Source organism: Halosegnis longus, from assembly GCF_009663395.1.
GTDB lineage: Archaea > Halobacteriota > Halobacteria > Halobacteriales > Haloarculaceae > Halosegnis > Halosegnis longus.
In genome coordinates this window covers 899626-916957 of the sequence record NZ_QKNW01000001.1, presented here as the reverse complement: position 1 = coordinate 916957, position 17332 = coordinate 899626, and the positions used below count along the sequence as shown (strand labels likewise).

The 17332-nt window shown below is 58.8% G+C and carries 11 protein-coding genes and 1 pseudogene; 6 read left to right on the top strand and 6 right to left on the bottom strand.

All coding sequences use genetic code 11. The annotated features are described in order from the left end of the window. Positions 1 to 18: 18 nt before the first annotated feature. Both DM818_RS05060 and DM818_RS05055 read right to left on the bottom strand, forming a co-directional pair. Entirely contained in the window at positions 19 to 2604 is a 2586-nt protein-coding gene (locus DM818_RS05060) for a heavy metal translocating P-type ATPase (RefSeq protein ID WP_153952387.1), read from the bottom strand. A gap of 381 nt (positions 2605 to 2985) precedes the next feature. Then, the gene (locus tag DM818_RS05055; protein WP_075937804.1) at positions 2986 to 3891 is read right to left on the bottom strand and encodes a serine/threonine-protein kinase RIO2; all 906 of its coding nucleotides are present in this window, start codon (positions 3889 to 3891) and stop codon (positions 2986 to 2988) included. A 160-nt stretch (positions 3892 to 4051) separates the two neighbouring features. Here DM818_RS05055 and DM818_RS05050 point away from each other — a divergent pair, with 160 nt between their 5' ends. Further along, positions 4052 to 4819 carry an SDR family NAD(P)-dependent oxidoreductase gene (locus DM818_RS05050; protein WP_075937805.1) on the top strand — a complete coding sequence of 256 codons (768 nt, stop codon included), beginning with the start codon at positions 4052 to 4054 and terminating at the stop codon, positions 4817 to 4819. Here DM818_RS05050 and DM818_RS05045 read toward each other — a convergent pair. Together DM818_RS05045 and DM818_RS05040 are read right to left on the bottom strand one after the other, a co-directional pair. Further along, complete coding sequence (locus tag DM818_RS05045) at positions 4816 to 5736, bottom strand: alpha/beta hydrolase (RefSeq protein WP_075937806.1); 921 nt, start codon at positions 5734 to 5736, stop codon at positions 4816 to 4818. The two genes, DM818_RS05050 and DM818_RS05045, sit on opposite strands and share 4 nt — an antisense overlap. A gap of 47 nt (positions 5737 to 5783) precedes the next feature. Beyond that, entirely contained in the window at positions 5784 to 6236 is a 453-nt protein-coding gene (locus DM818_RS05040; protein WP_197738605.1) for a hypothetical protein, read from the bottom strand. 185 nt (positions 6237 to 6421) lie between these two features. Here DM818_RS05040 and kynU point away from each other — a divergent pair, with 185 nt between their 5' ends. Both kynU and DM818_RS05030 read left to right on the top strand, forming a co-directional pair. Continuing rightward, a complete protein-coding gene (gene kynU / locus DM818_RS05035; RefSeq protein ID WP_075937807.1) occupies positions 6422 to 7735 on the top strand; it encodes a kynureninase in 1314 nt (437 codons plus the stop codon). Between the two features lie 66 nt (positions 7736 to 7801). Beyond that, positions 7802 to 8386: a DJ-1/PfpI family protein gene (locus tag DM818_RS05030; RefSeq protein ID WP_075937808.1), complete on the top strand. Its 585-nt coding sequence runs from the start codon at positions 7802 to 7804 to the stop codon at positions 8384 to 8386. Between the two features lie 135 nt (positions 8387 to 8521). On the opposite strand, the pseudogene DM818_RS15360 reads toward DM818_RS05030, so the two are convergent. After that, positions 8522 to 8692, bottom strand: a pseudogene (locus DM818_RS15360) (type II toxin-antitoxin system PemK/MazF family toxin); the annotation flags it as partial. 131 nt (positions 8693 to 8823) lie between these two features. Beyond that, positions 8824 to 9225: a hypothetical protein gene (locus DM818_RS05020; protein WP_075938451.1), complete on the bottom strand. Its 402-nt coding sequence runs from the start codon at positions 9223 to 9225 to the stop codon at positions 8824 to 8826. Positions 9226 to 9655: 430 nt separating this feature from the next. Between DM818_RS05020 and DM818_RS05015 the strand changes: the two genes are divergently transcribed. The 3 genes from DM818_RS05015 (at position 9656) to DM818_RS15355 (ending at position 17323) form a co-directional block, all read left to right on the top strand. Further along, entirely contained in the window at positions 9656 to 14128 is a 4473-nt protein-coding gene (locus tag DM818_RS05015; protein WP_153952386.1) for a PAS domain S-box protein, read from the top strand. A 3-nt stretch (positions 14129 to 14131) separates the two neighbouring features. Continuing rightward, the gene (locus DM818_RS05010) at positions 14132 to 16840 is read left to right on the top strand and encodes a response regulator (protein ID WP_075937810.1); all 2709 of its coding nucleotides are present in this window, start codon (positions 14132 to 14134) and stop codon (positions 16838 to 16840) included. A 159-nt stretch (positions 16841 to 16999) separates the two neighbouring features. Continuing rightward, positions 17000 to 17323, top strand: a complete 324-nt coding sequence (locus tag DM818_RS15355) for a HalOD1 output domain-containing protein (protein WP_159436340.1) — start codon at positions 17000 to 17002, stop codon at positions 17321 to 17323. Positions 17324 to 17332 lie beyond the last annotated feature (9 nt).

Below are 17332 nucleotides of genomic sequence, written 5' to 3'. Positions count from 1 at the left end.
GCTTCCTCCTTTCTTTGCTCACCGAAGCCGACCGAGCAGTTTGTAGTCGTGGTCGGGCGTGTACCGTCTGAACAGCAGGCTATTCGACAGCACGGAGACGCTCGAAATCGCCATCGCGCCAGCCGCGAGCACCGGCTGGAGCAGCCCGAGGGAAGCCAGCGGAATCATCGCCGTGTTGTAGCCGAGCGCCCACACGAGGTTCTGCTTGATCTTCGCGAGCGTCGCCTCGGAGATGCGGACGGCCTTCACCACGTCGACCGGGTCGTCGCGCATCAGGGTCACGTCGGCGGCCTCGATGGCCACGTCCGTCCCGCTCCCGAGCGCCGTGCCGACGTACGCGACCGCGAGCGCCGGCGCGTCGTTCACCCCGTCTCCCACCATCATCGCACGCTCGCCCTCGGCCTGAATCGCCTCGACGGCGTCGGACTTGTCTTCGGGGAGCACCTCGGCCCGGACGTTCTCGGGGTCGATGCCGACCTGCTCGGCGACCGCGCGTGCGGTGCGTTCGTTGTCGCCGGTGAGCAGATTCACTTCGATACCGCGCTCGCGAAGCTGGCTCACGGCACTCTCTGCGCTTCCTTTCACCGTGTCGGCGTTCGCGACGACGCCCACGGCCTCCCCGGCGTGAGCGACTACCATCGCCGTCTTCCCCGCACGCTCCAGTCGCTCCATCGTCTCCAAGGCCGGCTCCGGGTCGATGTCGTTCTCGCGCAGGAGCGTCCGGTTGCCGACGAGCACCTCCTCGCCGTCGACGGTCGCCACGACCCCCTGTCCGGGGACGTTCTCGAACGCCTCCGGGTCGGTCACGTCCAGTCCGCGGGCCGTCGCGCCGTCGACAATCGCACGGGCGAGGGGGTGTTCGCTCCCGCGTTCGGCACTCGCTGCGAGCCGGAGCACGTCGCCCTCGTCGAGTCGCTCGCGCGCGGTGAGTTGGCCGCCGTCGGCCGCGGTCCCGTCGTCTTCGGCACCGAGGGCGACCACGTCGGTCAGCTCCATCTCGCCGGTCGTGAGCGTCCCCGTCTTGTCGAAGACGACGGTGTCTACGTCCTTCGTCCGTTCGAGCACGTCACCGCCTTTGAACAGGACGCCGTTTTGTGCACCGAGCGTCGTCCCGACCATCGTGGCGGCGGGCGTCGCTAGCCCGAGCGCACAGGGGCAGGCGATGAGGACCGCCGACGCGAACACGACGACGGCGAACTCGAAGACCGAAATCGTCCCGCCCGCCACTGCCGGCCCGCCCGCGACGAGCCCCCACAGCGGGAGCGCGTCGACGAACCCTGCCAGCGTCTCGGGGAACAGGAACCACACCACCCCCCACAGCAGAGCGTTCGCGATGACCGCCGGGACGAAGTACGCCGAGATGCGGTCGGCGAGGTTCTGGATGTCGGGCTGGCGTGACTGTGCCTCCTTCACCGTCTGGACGATCTGCTGGAGGGCGGTGTCGCTGCCGACCTTCGTCGCCTCGACGACGAGCACGCCGTTTTCGTTAATCGTAGAGCCGACCACCTCGTCGCCGGCGGACTTCTCGACGGGAACGGACTCGCCGGTCACCATCGACTCGTCGACCGCACTCTGTCCCTCCGTCACGACGCCGTCGGTCGGAATCTGCTCGCCGGGGCGGACCTTCAGCCGGTCGCCGACCTCGACCTCGTCGAGTGGCACCTCTCGCTCGGTGCCGTCGTCCTCCAGCAGGGTCGCGGTGTCGGCCTCCATCTCCAGTAGCTTCCGGAGGGCCTCGCCGGCCTGTCCCTTCGAGCGCGCCTCCAGATAGTTACCCAGCGTGATGAACACGAGGATGAACGCGGCGGTGTCGAAGTACACCTCGCCGGCAACCACGTCGAGCAGGACCGCGACCGAGTAGACGTACGCCGTCGAGGAGCCCAACGCGATGAGTACGTCCATGTTCGCGCGGCGATTGCGCACGAGCGCCCGGTAGGCGTTCTCGTAGAACGGTCGCCCGAGCACGAGTTGGACGGGCGTCGCGAGCGCGAACGCGACCCACCCCGTCGACACGCCGACCACCTCGTCGCCGACGAGACCCACCCCCAGCAGGTGGTCGGTCATGAACACGAGCAGGGGAAGCGACAACACCGCGCCAAACAGGGTCAATCGAAGCTGTCGGTTCATCTCTTCCTGTCTGGCTGTCTCGCGGGCGTCGCCGTCCGACTCTCCGTCCGCTTCCTCCTCGCGGACGGGACTGTAGCCGGCTCGCTCGATGGCATCGTAAAACGCCGCCACGTCCACCTCGGCCGGATTGTACGTCACTTGCGCCTCGTCCGTCGCGTAGTTCACCTCGGCAGCGACGACGCCGGCCGTCGCTTCGAGTGTCTCCTGCACCGTCTCCGAGCAGTTCGCACACGACATGTCGGTAATTGCGATCGTGGTCGATTCGGTCACCGGCGTGTAGCCGGCGTCCTTGATTGCGCCGAATATCTCGCTCAACGAGGTGCGCTCGGGGTCGTACGTCACGGTCCCCTCGTCGGTGGCGTAGTTGACATCTGCCTCTGTCACGCCGTCGAGCGAGCCGACGGCCTCCCCGACGGTTTGCGAGCAGTTCGCACAGCTCATCCCTCGGATACTGATGTGGCTCGTGCGTTGACTCATTACCTACTTCTACGCACTCCGTATTTACCGGGTTTCCCCTTTCGAATCCTCACGACTCACGAGTACACAGCTACGAATCCAAACCGACACGTCACTCGCTTCGCTGAACAGTGTGTCCGTACTGCCCTCCAGTCCGTGTTTCTCTCGCTGCGTCTGACCTCGGCAGATGATTTACGCCGCTGTGCGACCGGTACGATTTGGATTCCAAAGTAGAGAACGGTGTGACTCTGGAAACACGAATATCTCTGCCTGTTTCGGGCCTCTTGTTCCGCCCGCCGATTTGACCGATAGGCCGAATTTGATATCGCGGCATGTAGTTTATCACTACGAATACGACGGCTGCCGACGCGACACGGGATTGGGACAAAAACGGCGGCTCAGTTACGCGAGCAGTCGAATTCCGTCGAAGCTACCGTCGCGAAGCGTTGCAGCGAGGCGTTCGGTGTCGATTTCGGGCAGTTCGCTCGGATACTTCCGCTGGAAGTAGCCGACGATGTTGTCACAGTCGCGTTCGAGGAACTCTCCGGCGTTCTCGTGGTCGGTCGGCACGGCCTGTGGCCAGTCGAACACCGTCACGCCGTCGCTGGCGACGAAGACGTTGTACTCGGACATGTCGGCGTGGACGTACCCCTGTCGGTAGGCTTCGGCCATCTCGTCTAAAATCAAATCGAGGACGCCGACGGCCTGTTCGGGGTTGAGCTTCGCCTTCGACAGCTCCACGCCGTCGAGTTTCTCCATCACGAGCGCGTGGCGGCTCTGGCCCACGGGCTGGGGGACCGACACTTCCGGATAGACCGCCCGGAGCGCCTCGTGTTCGCGTTCGGCCGCCTTTCGCGCGGTGTAGAACCACGAGATGTGGTTGTTGTCGGCCGTGTACTCGCGCTCGCGGTTCACCTCGCGGAAGTTGGTGTACCCCTCGCGGTGGAACTTCAACGCCAGCGGCTTGTAGGAACGCGCTTCGTACACGTCCGACTCCTTGCCGACGCCGAGTGGTGCACCGACCCCCTCGATGGTCTCCCGCTCGGAGAAGGTGCGAAGCGCGAGCGCGTCGTACCCCTCGAAGGTGAGCCGGAAGCCGGTGTATTGGATCGTTTTGCGCTCGATGAGCTCGCGCTGTTCACACCGGTCGAGCCGGTACTCCATCTCCTCGCCGTCGAGCCGCGAGAACTCCGCAATCTTCCCGCGTGCGACCCACCGCGAGAACCGCATCCCCTGTTCGAGCCCGGAGAGCAGATAGAAATCCTCCGGCTCCAACTCCGCCATCAGCGGAGCGACGTTCTGGACCATGCGGCCTGCTACCCGCCGGAGACGCAAAAGCCACTCGTGGCACGCCGCGAGTCATAAATCGCATGTGGCGATACAGAATCGGCGTCCGGTGCGAACGAAGCTGCGCTGTCGGCTCCCTCACCGAGGAAACAGTCTTGGGGTCCCCGGCGCACGTTCGACCATGACACTCGATATGTTCTCACTGGACGGGTCGGTCGCGGTCGTCACGGGCGGGAGCCGCGGTATCGGCGAGGCGATCGCCGTCGCGATGGCGGACGCCGGCGCGGCCGTCGTCCCGGTCGCCCGCAGCGAGGACGCCCTCGACGCGACCGTCGACCGCATCCACGACGCCGGCGGAGACGCCGTCGCCTGTGTCGGTGACGTGACCGACGAAGCCGACATCGAACGCGTCTTCGACACGGCAGAACGCGAGTTCGGTCCCGTCGACACGCTCGTCAACAACGCGGGGACGAACCCCTTCTTCGGAGACGCGACCGACCTCGACACCGAGACGTGGGAGCATATCATGGACGTGAACGCGACGGGCACCTTCCGGTGTACCCGCGAGTTCGCGACTCGCGTCACCGACCGCGACGGCGAAGGCTCCGTCACCAACATCGGCAGCGTCGGGAGCGTCGTCGGATTGCCGTCACAGGCTCCCTATACCGCCTCGAAACACGCGATTGCGGGGATGACGAAGACGCTCGCGGCCGACTGGGCGCCCGAAGTTCGGGTCAACTGCCTCGCGCCCGGCTACGTCATCACGGAGTTCACCGAGGGCGTCCGGGGGAACGACGAGATTCGCGAGGAGCTGCTCGACGGGATTCCGGCAGATAGGTTCGCCGACCCCGAGGAGATCGCCGGCACCGCCGTGTATCTGGCGAGCGACGCCGCGGGCTACGTCACCGGCGAGGTCCACGTCGTTGACGGCGGGCTCGCCGCGATTTAATCGACGATACGGTCGGCGACCGCGTCCATCGCCTCGTCCGCGACCGCGACCCCGTCCGTCAGCGAGAGGAAGCCGTGACACATCGACGGGTAGTGGTGGTGGTCCGTCTCGACTCCTGCTGTTTCGAGCGTTTCCGCGTACGCGACTCCCTCGTCGCGGAGGGGGTCGTGACCGGCGGTGACGACGGTCGTCGTCGGTAGTCCCGACTGGTCGCCGCGGAGCGGCGCGACGTAGGGGTTCGCGCGGTCGACCGGCGAGCGGAGATACGCCTCCCAGAAGTGTTCGATTGCGTCCCGTGAGAGCAGCGGCCCCGACTCGTTTTCCGTGTAGGACTCGCGCGTCCGGTCGTCGTCGACCATCGGATACAGCAGGGTCTGGCGGTCCGGCGTCGGGATATCGCCGTCGCGACAGAAGCGGGCGACGCCGGTGGCGAGGTTCGCCCCGGCGCTCGTCCCCGCGACGCTCACGCGGGTGCGGTCGCCCCCGAAGGCGTCGGCGTTGTCACGCGCCCACGCGTACGCGGCGATACAGTCGTCCAGGCCCGCCGGAAACGGGTGTTCGGGCGCGAGCCGGTAATCGACCGCCACCACGACGGCCGGCGCCCGGACCGCGATCTCTCGGCAGATATCCTCGACGGAGTCCAGCGAGCCGAGCGCCCACAGTCCGCCGTGGTAGAGGACGACCGTCGGGAGTTCACCGCTGACGGCCGGCCGAACGGCGCGTATCGGAACCGAGCCGTGGGGACCGTCGATTTCGACATCGCGCGTGTATCTGACCGTCGTCTCTCGGTCGGGGGCGAACACGTCGTCTTCCAACTCGCGCGCGCTCTCGACCGTGAGGGTGTGCCAGTCGGGGACGCCGGTCGCCGCGAAGGCGTCGACAATCGTCGCGAGGTCGCTGTCCAGCGGTTCGCTCATGCAACAGTGTCGGCCGGCGCGCCCCTCAAGCTTCGGGGTACGTGACGTTACCGTGACTCACCCACCGACTGACAATCCGGTTCGATTCGAATCCCGGGGCGGCCGTCGGTGTTCTCGATGTACACCTCGATACCCGACGTGTTCGGCCCGTCACACGGGAGCTGTTCCGTCTCGAATCCCGGCCAGTCGCGTTCGAACCGCGTCCCGTCCACGGTGACCACCACCGTCTCGGGGCCCGTCGACGCGGGAAAGGTGGCGTCCTCGTCGGCCTCGTTCCCGTCCGAGAGCTGGTACGACTGCTCGAACAGCGTCTCGTCGTCGCTATCACGCACCGTAACCGTCACGTCGTGTGTCTCCTCACGGTCGCCGAGATACACCGTCACCCAGTGTGGCGGCGACTCACCGGTCGAGTCGAGTACAGACGAAACACCACTACAGCCGGCAAGCATGGTGAGTACGCCGGTCGAACCGAGGAGGAGCATCCGCCGTCGGAGGGCCATATCGGCGTTATAAAGCCGGAACAACTCAAAGCCCATGGCACTTATCAGACATTTCCCACTCGACAGCTGTCCTCAGACGTGGAACCGTCGCTACGCAAGTAGTCGAAACGCCGATTCTATATCGCAACATACGATTTACTCCGTGCGTCCGAAAGACCCCTGTACTCGCACACGAACACGGTGGTATGGAGACGCCATCGGTCGATGCCGGCCCGAACGCGCGCCGCGTGGCGGCGACTGCCGCCGACGACGCCGACCCGCTCGCGTCGTTCCGGGAGCGGTTCGACGTACCGGGGACGTACATGGACGGCAACTCCCTCGGCGCGCTGTCGACGGACGCCGAGGCGAGTTTAGACCGCGCCGTCGAGCAGTGGCGCGAGCACGCGGTCGAAGGGTGGACCGACGCCGACCCCGACTGGTTCCACTACGGCGAGCGACTCGGCGAGAAACTCGCCCCGCTCGTCGGCGCGCGCGACCGTGAGGTCGCGGTCTGTGGCTCCACGACGGCGAATATCCACACGCTCATCGCGACCTTCTACGACGCTGCGAACGACGGGAGCGCGGCCAACGCTGCGAACCCGGGGACCGTTCTCGTCAACGACCTCGATTTCCCGACCGACCACTACGCCATCCGCGCCCAGCTCCGCCAGCGCGGGCTCGACCCCGACGCTCACCTCACGGTCGTCGAATCCGACGACGGCAGAACGATTACCCCCGACGCCGTCGAGCGTGCCCTCCGTGAGAACGACGTGGACGTGCTCTTTCTCCCGAGCGTCTTCTACCGGTCCGGGCAGCTGCTCGATATCGAGCGGCTGACCGACCTCGCGCACGAACACGGCGCGTACGCCGGCTTCGACTTGGCCCACTCTGCGGGCGTCGTCCCGCACTCGCTGCACGACCGCGGCGTCGATTTCGCCGTCTGGTGTCACTACAAGTATCTGAACGCCGGTCCCGGGGCGATAGCCGGGCTGTTTTGCCACGAATCGAACGCCGACCTGCATCCCGCGCTCGCGGGCTGGTGGGGCCACGAGAAGGAGACGCAGTTCGAGATGCGCCACGAGTTCACCCCCGCTGCGGGTGCGGGCCGGTTCCAAATCGGCACGATACCGATTCTCGCCGCTGCACCGCTCGACGGCGCGCTCGACGTGACGTTGGAGGCCGGTATCGACCGGATTCGCGAGAAATCCGTCGCGCTCACCGACTACCTCGTCGACCTCGTCGGGACGCTCCCCAACTCGTTCGCCGTCGGCTCACCTCGCGCGGCTTCCCGTCGCGGCGGTCACGTCGCCATCGAGCACCCCGAGGCGTACCGGCTCACCGAGGCGCTCAAAGCCCGCGACGTGGTCGTCGACTTCCGCCCGCCGAACGTGATTCGCGTCGCGCCGGCCCCGCTGTACACCGGCTTCGAAGACGTGCTCGACGTAATCGAGACGCTCCGTGGGGTCTACGAGACCCGCGCCCACGAGGAGTTCGAGGCCCGATCCGGCGGCGTCACCTGATTTTCGTCTCCCGGTGGTGTATCGACCCGCCGCAAGGTTGAATCGCGCACCCCGCGAACCGCCGGCATGGACGTAGAGATACTGCTGTACGACGGGTTCGACGAACTCGACGCGGTCGGTCCCTACGAGGTGTTGGCGAACGCGCTCGAATACGCCGACGAGGAGGGCTCGGTCCGGATGGTCACGCTCGACGCCCGCGACTTCGTCACCGCGAGCCACGGGCTCCGGGCCGGAAGCGACGGCGAACTCGGTGAGCCGGACTTGCTCGTCGTTCCCGGCGGCGGGTGGAGCGACCCCGGGCCGGGCGTGCGCGCGGAGTACGACGACGGCCGGATTCCCGACCGGCTCGCCGCACTTCCCGAGGCGACGAACGTCGCGACCGTCTGCACCGGGGCGATGTTGGCGGCGAAAGCCGGTCTCTTCCGGGAGAAAGGAACCACCCACGCCGTCGCGCGCGATGACCTCGCCGCCTCGGGGGTGGAGGTCGCGGACGCGCGCGTCGTCGACGACGGTGTCGTCTCCGCGGCAGGCGTCACCTCCGGACTCGACGCCGGGTTCTATCTCGTCGAGCGCGCGTTCGGCTCCGAGATTCGCGACCGCGTCGCCCGCGAGATGGAGTACGAACTGCGCGACGACGTGCTGGTCGTATAGCTCCGTAGCGTAGCGCTCGAAGCTTTTCGTTGCCGATTCTGCGTCTCTGGTCACAACCGACTATTCCTGAAGTTGAGACTGGTCGTCTCAATGCATACGGATCTGACACTGATTTCTTTGTACAGGGTCTCTCGATCAGCCGAACCCGTGACTTAACTTGAGCGCGTCGTCGATTTCGCCCATTGTCGCGTCGTCGAGACTGCCAGCCACCGAATGGATTCAGTTCTCGACAGACACGACTCGAATTTGGTCAAGCCGCACGGAGGGGCTTTTTTCAAACAGTGAGTCCGACGCTTCCCCAAGTAACGCCAATCAACCCGTCAAGAAGCGAGAACGATGATACCCGACCGAGGACTTCTTCTGTCCGACATACTACGGTCGGTAGCGGCCGAAGCTCACAATAGACCTGGATATTGAACGGAGCAAATAAAACGATATCAACACCCAGGAGTTTGCGTGATGAGAATAAACGGATCGCGCTCGCGGTTGTAGTCGGCGACGTCTCCGGCGACCGCCTCGATGAGTCGGCGATGAACTTCTCTGGCAGCTCGTCCCTCGTCTGGGCTCAAGTAGTGGAGCCCGCCCAGCTCCGTCCAGAAATCACCGTCAAGCCAAAAGAGTGTCTCATCGTTCGACTGGTGGACGATGTCGCCGTTATCGGTCAGTCCCTCGGTGTCGAGTTGGTGACCCGAGAGCTGGGCGCGTGCCAGCACCGCCACAAGTTGCCGGCGTGAAATGGATGCATGAACAGCAACATCGTCGATCAAACTCCCGAAGTAGTCTTCGACAATATCAATCGTCTGGGAGAACTCATCAAGCGTAACGGAATCTAACGGTATTGTATCCCTTGGTACTTCTCGAGTTTCCCAAGATCGAGAGCCGCTAAGCAATACGTCAGATGCAAGGTTGAGTTCAATACTATCCGCCGTTCGACAGTACTGTGTTCTGTCCCTGCTCTCGTCCGCAGTGACCTCTTCTAAATACATATTCTCAGAGAGTTCCTTCACACGTCTGTAACAAGTGGCAATCGGAATATCTAGCTCTTGACTCAGCCAGCTGACTGATCGCGGTTCCCTTGCCGCCCGCAGTATATCTACGCTGTATTTCCGCCCGAGTACCGCAACTGCTTCCGTCGACATCTTGTTACCACGATTGATTCTCAAGGCTGAATAGCTGTACCCTATATTTATCGAACCAATTCTATTGGGGCCGATATGAAATGGTTCTCCAAGCGAAAACATAATACAGCGGAACAACAACATCGGATGTATGAGCGATGGAGACGCGTACACGGACCATACCCCCGCAGGACTTCTCGAGTTGTCTTCGGAACTGAATCAAGCTGGTTCTATCGAGGACGTCTCTGTCGTTGCTGTCCGAATGTTGGATCTCAATTTTGATGCGCCTCTTTCGGCGATCTGGGAGTACAATGAAGAGGGAAACGAACTCCGCCCAATCGCCGAATCAACCGAGGCACAAGAGGTGATTGGCGATGCACCTATCCTTCCAGTTGATTCTCTCGCCGGACGTGTGTACAGACAGAACCGTCCGGAAGTGTTCGACGATGTCCACGAGGCCGACGGCACGTATAATTCAGACACCCCGATTCGGAGCGAAATTCTCGTGCCAATCTCGGACTTCGGCGTCTTGAGTGTCGGAGCTACTGAAGTGGATGCCTTTACTCAGAAAGACGCAGAACTGGCGAAACTCGTCGCCTCGAATCTCGAAGACGCAATTTCACGAATCCGATACGTCGAGGAGCTACAGGCCGAGCGTGATTGGACACACACGTTGTTTGAAGGCTCCAACGATGCCATTTTCATTAGTGATTCAGATGCGAACTTCGTCCAAGTGAATCAGGCTGCTTGCCAGTTAACTGGCTATGAGCGAGCGGAACTCCTCTCGATGCGTATTCCCGATCTTCACGAAGAGGTCGACTTACATGCCTATCAGGATTACCACGACCAAATTTTAGCCGGCGAACCAGCAACCACTGAAGCGAAACTACTTCGGAGCGACAATAGTAAAGTTGATGTCGAGTTCTCGAACCGTCGGATCGAGCGCGATGGGGCGGCCTATATGCATACCGTTGCGAGAGATGTGACGGAACAGCGGGAACGCCGGCGTCGCCTAGAGTCGTTTAAGTCGGCTATCGAGAACGCGAGTGATGGGATTGCTATTCTGGAGAACGAGGAGTACACGTACGTTGATCAAACGCATGCCGAAATGTACGGGTTCGAGGACCAAGATGAGTTACTGGGGCAGACTTGGCGTGATTTGTATACTGATGCCGTTGAAATCAAGCGCATAGAGGATGAGGCGCTTTCAGCGCTCCGATCTGATGGAGAGTGGAGAGGCACTGTAACTGCATCTCCAGAAGGCAAGGAAGAATTCCCGACCGAACTATCGCTGACACGCTTGGAAGACGATCGAATCGTCTGTGTTGTCCGTGACGTGTCTGAAAAATATCGGCGTCAAGCGGAACTTCGGGAGAATGAGCAGCGTTTCGAGTCGGTGTTCGAAGATCCTGAGATGCTGGTCGGATTACTGGAAACCACTGGTGAAGTGATCGATGTGAATGAAACAGCTCTGGAATACGTTTCGCACGCTAAAGATGAGCTTTTGGGGGAACCGATTTGGGAGGGAGAGTGGTGGTCACACTCTCAGACTCTACAGGACGATCTAAAAGACTGGATCGATCGAGCGGCGTCAGGTGAGTACGTCAGTTTCCAATCCAAATACCCAACACCGGAGGGAGAGATTCAGTTCTTTACCGGGACCATCCGTCCCGTTATAGGGGAATCAGGCGTCGAATCGCTCGTTATTTCCAGTCGGGATATCACACCCCGTGAGCAGCGCCGTCGCGAATTAGAGACGTTCCAGCAGGCTGTCGAGGATGCGAAAGACGGCTTCGCTATTCTCGAGGATGGAGAATACACCTACATCGACGAGACACACGTGGGTATGTATGGATTCGATGATACTGACCAACTCCTCGGCAACTCATGGCGGATGCTCTATGACGAAGATGAGGTAGAGCGTCTTGAGTCGGAAGCCTTCCCTGTTCTTGAGTCGGAGGGCCACTGGCGGGGTAAGGTAACCGGATCCCGACCGGATGGGACCACATTCCCGGCTGATCTCTCTCTGACCATCATCGATGATGGCCCCCTCGTTTGTACTGTGCGCGATCAGACTGCACAACGAGAACGGAAGCGCGAACTCGAACTCAAGGAACAAGCGATTGACTCCTCGAATGTTGGGGTCATGATCACCGACCCACAGCGAGAGGACAACCCGATCGAGTACGTAAATAAAGGATTCACCGACATTACTGGCTACGAAGAGGACGACGCCTTAGGCCGTAATCCACGTTTCCTCCAGGGACCCGAGACAGACCCTGAAGAACTATCGAAGCTTCGAGAGGCGATTGCGGCCGGTGAACCGGTAACAGTAGAATTGAAAAACTACCGAAAAGACGGGAGTGAATACTGGAATCGATTGTCTGTCACGCCAGTCACTGATGTAGATGGTACGCTTTCGAAGTTTATTGGCATACAGCAGGACGTAACAGGTCGGAGGCAACGGACTCGGAGCCTGGCAGAACAGAACCGGAAACTCGAATTGGTTCTTTCTGGAACGGACACTGGTATTGCAGAGTGGAGTCTTGAGACGGATCAGATATCATTCGACGACACGCTTGTCGATTTACTTGGCCATGATCCGGACAAGTATGAAGAGTTCGTACAGATTGTCGCGCCGGAAGATAGAGATCGTGTTCGTGATTCACTAGAACGAGTCGGCGAGATCAACGACTTGTCTGAGGATTTTAGAGTTACTGATGCCAACGAACAAACGCGATGGATACACACAGATGCTGTTCTGATACCCGATGACGAAACTGGAGAGAGGCTTGTCGCGATTGCCACGGACATAACGGATCAAAAACGACGGATTCGGCAGATTCAACAGGAGCGGAAGCGATTCGAGATCCTCTCGGAAAGTCTCGAAGAATACGCCTTTGTCCTTCTCGATGACGATGGACAGATCGACAGCTGGAACGATGGTGCAGCCGACATCTTTGGATATGACGAAGAAGCTGCAATTGGTATGCCAGCAGCAGAGTTACACCCTGAACAGGATCAAAAACGTGGGATTGCTGATCGGTTATTAAAACAGGCATCACTCGCAGGAGAAAGTACTCACGAAGGACAGCGAGTCCGTCAGGATGGATCTTCGTTCCCTGCAGAGGTCTCATACGTCCCTCTTCAAACTGAAGATGGAGTGTTCCTGGGATACGGGATAGTCATCAGAGATCTTACGAACCAGCGTCAACAGCGGCGTAGAACAGAGCGGTTCGTTGAGGAATCAGTCGACGTCGTGTCTATCTTAGATCGCGACGGGTGTTTCACCTATCTTAGTGGCTCTGCTGAACGGGTACTTGGATATGGTCCAACTCAGCTAAATCAAGAGAGCGTCTTTGATATTATCCATCCTGAGGATAGGGAACGTGTAATGGAAGCGTTTTTCCCCGCCCTGGAGGATTCCGATGCAAGCGTTCAGCTAGAGTTCCAAGCAATGGATGCGGATGACGAGTGGGTTACCGTAGAGGCACGTGGACGGAATCTCTTTGACGATGAAGCAATTGGCGGGTTTCTGTTATATATGCGTGACATCAGTAATATAAGAGAACAAACGAAAAAATTCGAATCCGTATTCAATCAAACGTTCCAATTGACGGGCCTGATGACCCAGAGTGGTGAAATCCTCGAGCTAAACGACCCCTTCATGGAGTTCGGCGGCATACGTGTGGAGGAAAGCAGAGGCACACCACTCTGGGAGTGCCCTCTGTTCGCGCATTCGTCTGAAGTACAAACTCAAATCAGACAGGCAGTTACTCAAGCATCTTCGGGTTCATTCGTTCGGTTCAACGTGGAAGGAGAAGGCGTTGGTGGACTCGCCAGCTTCGACTTCTCGGTCAAGCCGATCTCAAGCCAGCACGGGGAGCTTAGCTTCCTAGTATTCGAGGCACGAGATATTACAGCTCAGGAGCAGCGTCGGCAACACGTCCAGGTCTTACACCGGATTATGCGGCACAATATCCGAAATGATCTGACGAAACTGGGAGGGTATGTCGATCTGCTTGCGTCGGACACAGAGACAGACACTCGTGAACAGCACGCTGCGACGATCCGAGACACTCTCGACAAGTGGGAAAGAATGGCAAACAAGACCCAAGAGCTCCAGAATATACTCACGAGCGAGAGCGCTCTCGCTTCCCACCAGAGTGCTCAGCAAATAGCTGAGGATATTCAAGCCAAAAAAGAAGACGAGCATGCTAATGCGAATATCACTATCACAGCCGACCACAATATAGAATCACAAATACCGAGTGACCTTGAGAAGGCGATTTCTGAGCTCGTTGAGAACGCCATCACAGCGAACGATACTGAGCATCCATCCGTACAGATCAGTGTCTCGCAAGCCGATGAACGGTGGGTAGAGATTTGTGTCTCCGATACTGGGCCTGGACTCCCAGATATGGAGAAAAATCTCCTCGAAACTGGGGAAGAAACGCCGCTAAGTCACGGGCAGGGACTCGGATTGTGGATGGTGCGGGCACTGGTGACTCGTGCTGGGGGATCGATTTCAGTCGACACCTCGGGCGATGGAAGTGAGATCACACTGGAAGTCCCCACCCAACCGGCTCAAGAGGACTCACAAAAACCGGGTATCGTGTCGTAAACTATGACCCAAAACGGAAACACAAAAATCCTGGTCGTCGAGGATGACCAGAGTTTGGCTGAGCTGTATGCAGAGTGGCTCGCAGACCGCTATGTTGTCGAAACTGTGTACTCTGGCGAAGAAGCCTTGGAAGCGTTCGATGCGACTGTCGATATCGTTCTTCTGGATCGGATGATGCCCGGGTTATCCGGCGGAGAGGTTCTCACGCGACTCAGACAATATGAGTCGAACTGCCAGGTGGTTATCGTCTCTGCGGTGACACCGGACTTCGATATCGTCAAAATGGGATTCGATGCGTATCTCGAAAAGCCCGTTGAAGCTGACGACCTCGAAGACGTTATCTCCCAGATGCTCACTCGTGCCGAGTACAACGAAGATCTGCAAGAGCTGTTCTCGCTGATAGAACGCCAATCGACCTTGGAAGCCGTCATGGACACAGATACCCTCGAAACGAGCCCGAAATACCAGGCACTCACGGACCAACTCACAGAACTCGAGGATAAGGTCGAACGGTATCTCCAGAACCTGCCAGACAGGGATTTTCGAGTGGCTATTGAGCGCCTGCAACGAACAGCAGCAGAGCGCAGGGAACAACAGCAGTACCAGTCCCTCACTGAAGACGTCCTGGACACATCAGAGGAAGGGATCGTTGTAGTTAATCGCGACGGACAGGTGGTGTGGGCAAACGAAACTACGGAAGAATTACTCGGCGTTGATAGAGACGATATCCAAGGGTCTGACTACAGTCGCATTGCTTCTGAATCGTACAACGAATATCCCTCAGGTGAGCAAACACTGTCTGACCTCGTAACTCATTCTCTAGAGAATATGCATTCCGAAGTCGAAGCCATCGTCCGAATCCCTGAGACGGCTTCGAAAGAGCAGCAGTGGTTGGAGTACTGGAGCGGGCCGATCAAAACTGGTCTTTATGCAGGCGGGCGGATTGAACACTACCACAATATTACAGAGAGGTACGCGTATGAACAACAGCTTGAGGATCTGCATGCGGTTTCTCGCGATCTAATGACAGCCGACTCGGAACGTAGCATCGGCGAAACCGTGGCGACTGCCGCAGTCAGTGAACTCGGATTCGAGTTTGCCGCGATATATACACGAGAAGAGCACACGGGGCGCTTGGTCCCACTAGCGCACGCATCTACCGAAGATGTTACTGAAATCGACCTTCCCACCATCTCCGAAGGAGACACACCAGTCTGGACGACCTATGTGACTCGAACGGAACAGTTGGCCCCCGACGAGGAAAACGTTGCAGATTCCCAGTCAAGCCAGTGGTTGACAGAGGAGTTCTCGTCGTGGCGACTCTACTCACTAGAAGCAGAGGGGGTTCTTTTGCTGGGGATGACCACGACGCCAGAGATTTCCTCAAGAAAGAACAAATTGGCAAAGACGTTAGCAGCGAACGCAGCAAGCGCATTCGAACGAACAGCACAAGAAGCGGCCCTTCGGGAACGCGACCAGCGGTTAAACGAGCAAAACGAACAGCTGACACGACTGGATCGCATTAACACACTGATACGGTCGATAAGTGCCACGGTTATCAGTACAAATACACGAGAAGAACTGGAGCAAGAGGTCTGTAATGCTCTAGCTCACCTGGATCTGGTTAGTGGGGCCTGGATCGGCAAAAAAGATATTAATACGAATACGATCGAGGTCAGAGCCAAAACGGAGTCGCTCCAATATCAAAACGTGGGAGCGGACGACGGTTCAGCAGATGACAATACCCAACGGAGTAACTCTAAATTGCCACCTGCTGAACGGGCATACAGGATTGAAGATTCAGTGGTGGAGAGCGACTTAATGACCGCTCGCTCCGAAACGGAGTGGGAACAAGACGCACTGAAAAATGGCACCAACTCGATTGTGGCTGTACCACTACAGAGCGAGGCTTCGATCCTTGGCGTATTAGAAGTCCACTCCAAACTGCCAAACGCCTTCGCTGAAGAAGAGGTGACAGCCCTCACAGAGCTCGGTCAAATAATAGGTCACGGGATATCAGCACTCCGGCAAAAGGCGGCGCTTCTATCCGGTGGGGGCACAATTCTCGAAATTCAGTTCGAGGACGATACTGGCCTTGCAACTCTTGTTTCGGATATGGAGACGGATTTCGAAGTGTTGAATGTAGTGACTGAGTGTCCAGATCACCTCCTGTTCGCGCGAGTGACCGGTGAAAACGTGACCCCCGAGGCGTTCGAAGCCGCTGGTTTCGATCCAGAGACGGTCATTTTGAGCGACTCTCGAAATGGTATCTACTGTAAAGTCCCGGTGCGGAACAGCAGCTTTTGCGAGAAACTGACCGACCAAGGAGTTGCGATAAATCAAATCACAAACGCTTCCGAGTCCAACGAGATCGTGGTTTCAGTAACCGTGCCATTCACCGTTGACGTCGGGGAATATCTGAGTTCACTCCGGGAAGACTACAGCGATCTCACCCTGTTATCCAAACTGGATAGTGAGCGAGGAGAAACTAATACCTCTCTCTCAGCACGTCTTGATGGAGCTCTTACCGCCCGGCAAGAAGAAGTCTTACAGACGGCGCTCTACGCAGGATATTTTAATTGGCCGCGGGATGCAGATTCGACATCGATTGCCAAGACTCTCGATATCGCACAGTCAACGTTCAACCAGCATCTTCGAGCTGCGGAGTCTAATCTGCTGACAACTCTCTATCAGGATTCAACCGAGCCGTGACCTGCCTCAGTATCACGTTCTACAGTACTCGGGCTGTCCTGCTTGTCGACATTCGGAAAACTGGCTCCAAATAGTCGGCCTTTCCATATAGGCATTAAATCTGGCACCCCGATATTAGAGGGTAGAAGAGGTTTCATCATAGAATAAGACATATCCTGTATGGCCGAAAGCGCTCCGCACCGAGAGTCAGAACCTACGGGATGGAGTACAGATTCCCAAATAGTGCGTGAATTTGACAGACCTGTCCGTGTTTCGGATGCGGTCATTGAGACACTTATGGAAGCTGTCGAAGACTGGCCGGAACTCAGTAGATCACCTCCGGTGTCCGAATTTGTTGATGCAGACAAATTAGATGGCTTGTTCAAAACTCGTACAGTCGAGGAGACCAGTCATATGCCCTCTGTGGAGTTTCTCTTTCAGGACGCACTTGTGACGGTCATGTACGCATCAACGGTGCGTGTCATCGTCGAACGAGATGCGTGAGTGATAATA

Coding starts and splice junctions, on each gene's coding strand:
- DM818_RS05060 (WP_153952387.1), bottom strand. CDS start 2,604: ATGAGTCAACGCACGAGCCACATCAGTATCCGAGGGATGAGCTGTGCG.
- DM818_RS05055 (WP_075937804.1), bottom strand. CDS start 3,891: ATGGTCCAGAACGTCGCTCCGCTGATGGCGGAGTTGGAGCCGGAGGAT.
- DM818_RS05050 (WP_075937805.1), top strand. CDS start 4,052: ATGACACTCGATATGTTCTCACTGGACGGGTCGGTCGCGGTCGTCACG.
- DM818_RS05045 (WP_075937806.1), bottom strand. CDS start 5,736: ATGAGCGAACCGCTGGACAGCGACCTCGCGACGATTGTCGACGCCTTC.
- DM818_RS05040 (WP_197738605.1), bottom strand. CDS start 6,236: ATGGCCCTCCGACGGCGGATGCTCCTCCTCGGTTCGACCGGCGTACTC.
- kynU (WP_075937807.1), top strand. CDS start 6,422: ATGGAGACGCCATCGGTCGATGCCGGCCCGAACGCGCGCCGCGTGGCG.
- DM818_RS05030 (WP_075937808.1), top strand. CDS start 7,802: ATGGACGTAGAGATACTGCTGTACGACGGGTTCGACGAACTCGACGCG.
- DM818_RS05015 (WP_153952386.1), top strand. CDS start 9,656: ATGAGCGATGGAGACGCGTACACGGACCATACCCCCGCAGGACTTCTC.
- DM818_RS05010 (WP_075937810.1), top strand. CDS start 14,132: ATGACCCAAAACGGAAACACAAAAATCCTGGTCGTCGAGGATGACCAG.
- DM818_RS15355 (WP_159436340.1), top strand. CDS start 17,000: ATGGCCGAAAGCGCTCCGCACCGAGAGTCAGAACCTACGGGATGGAGT.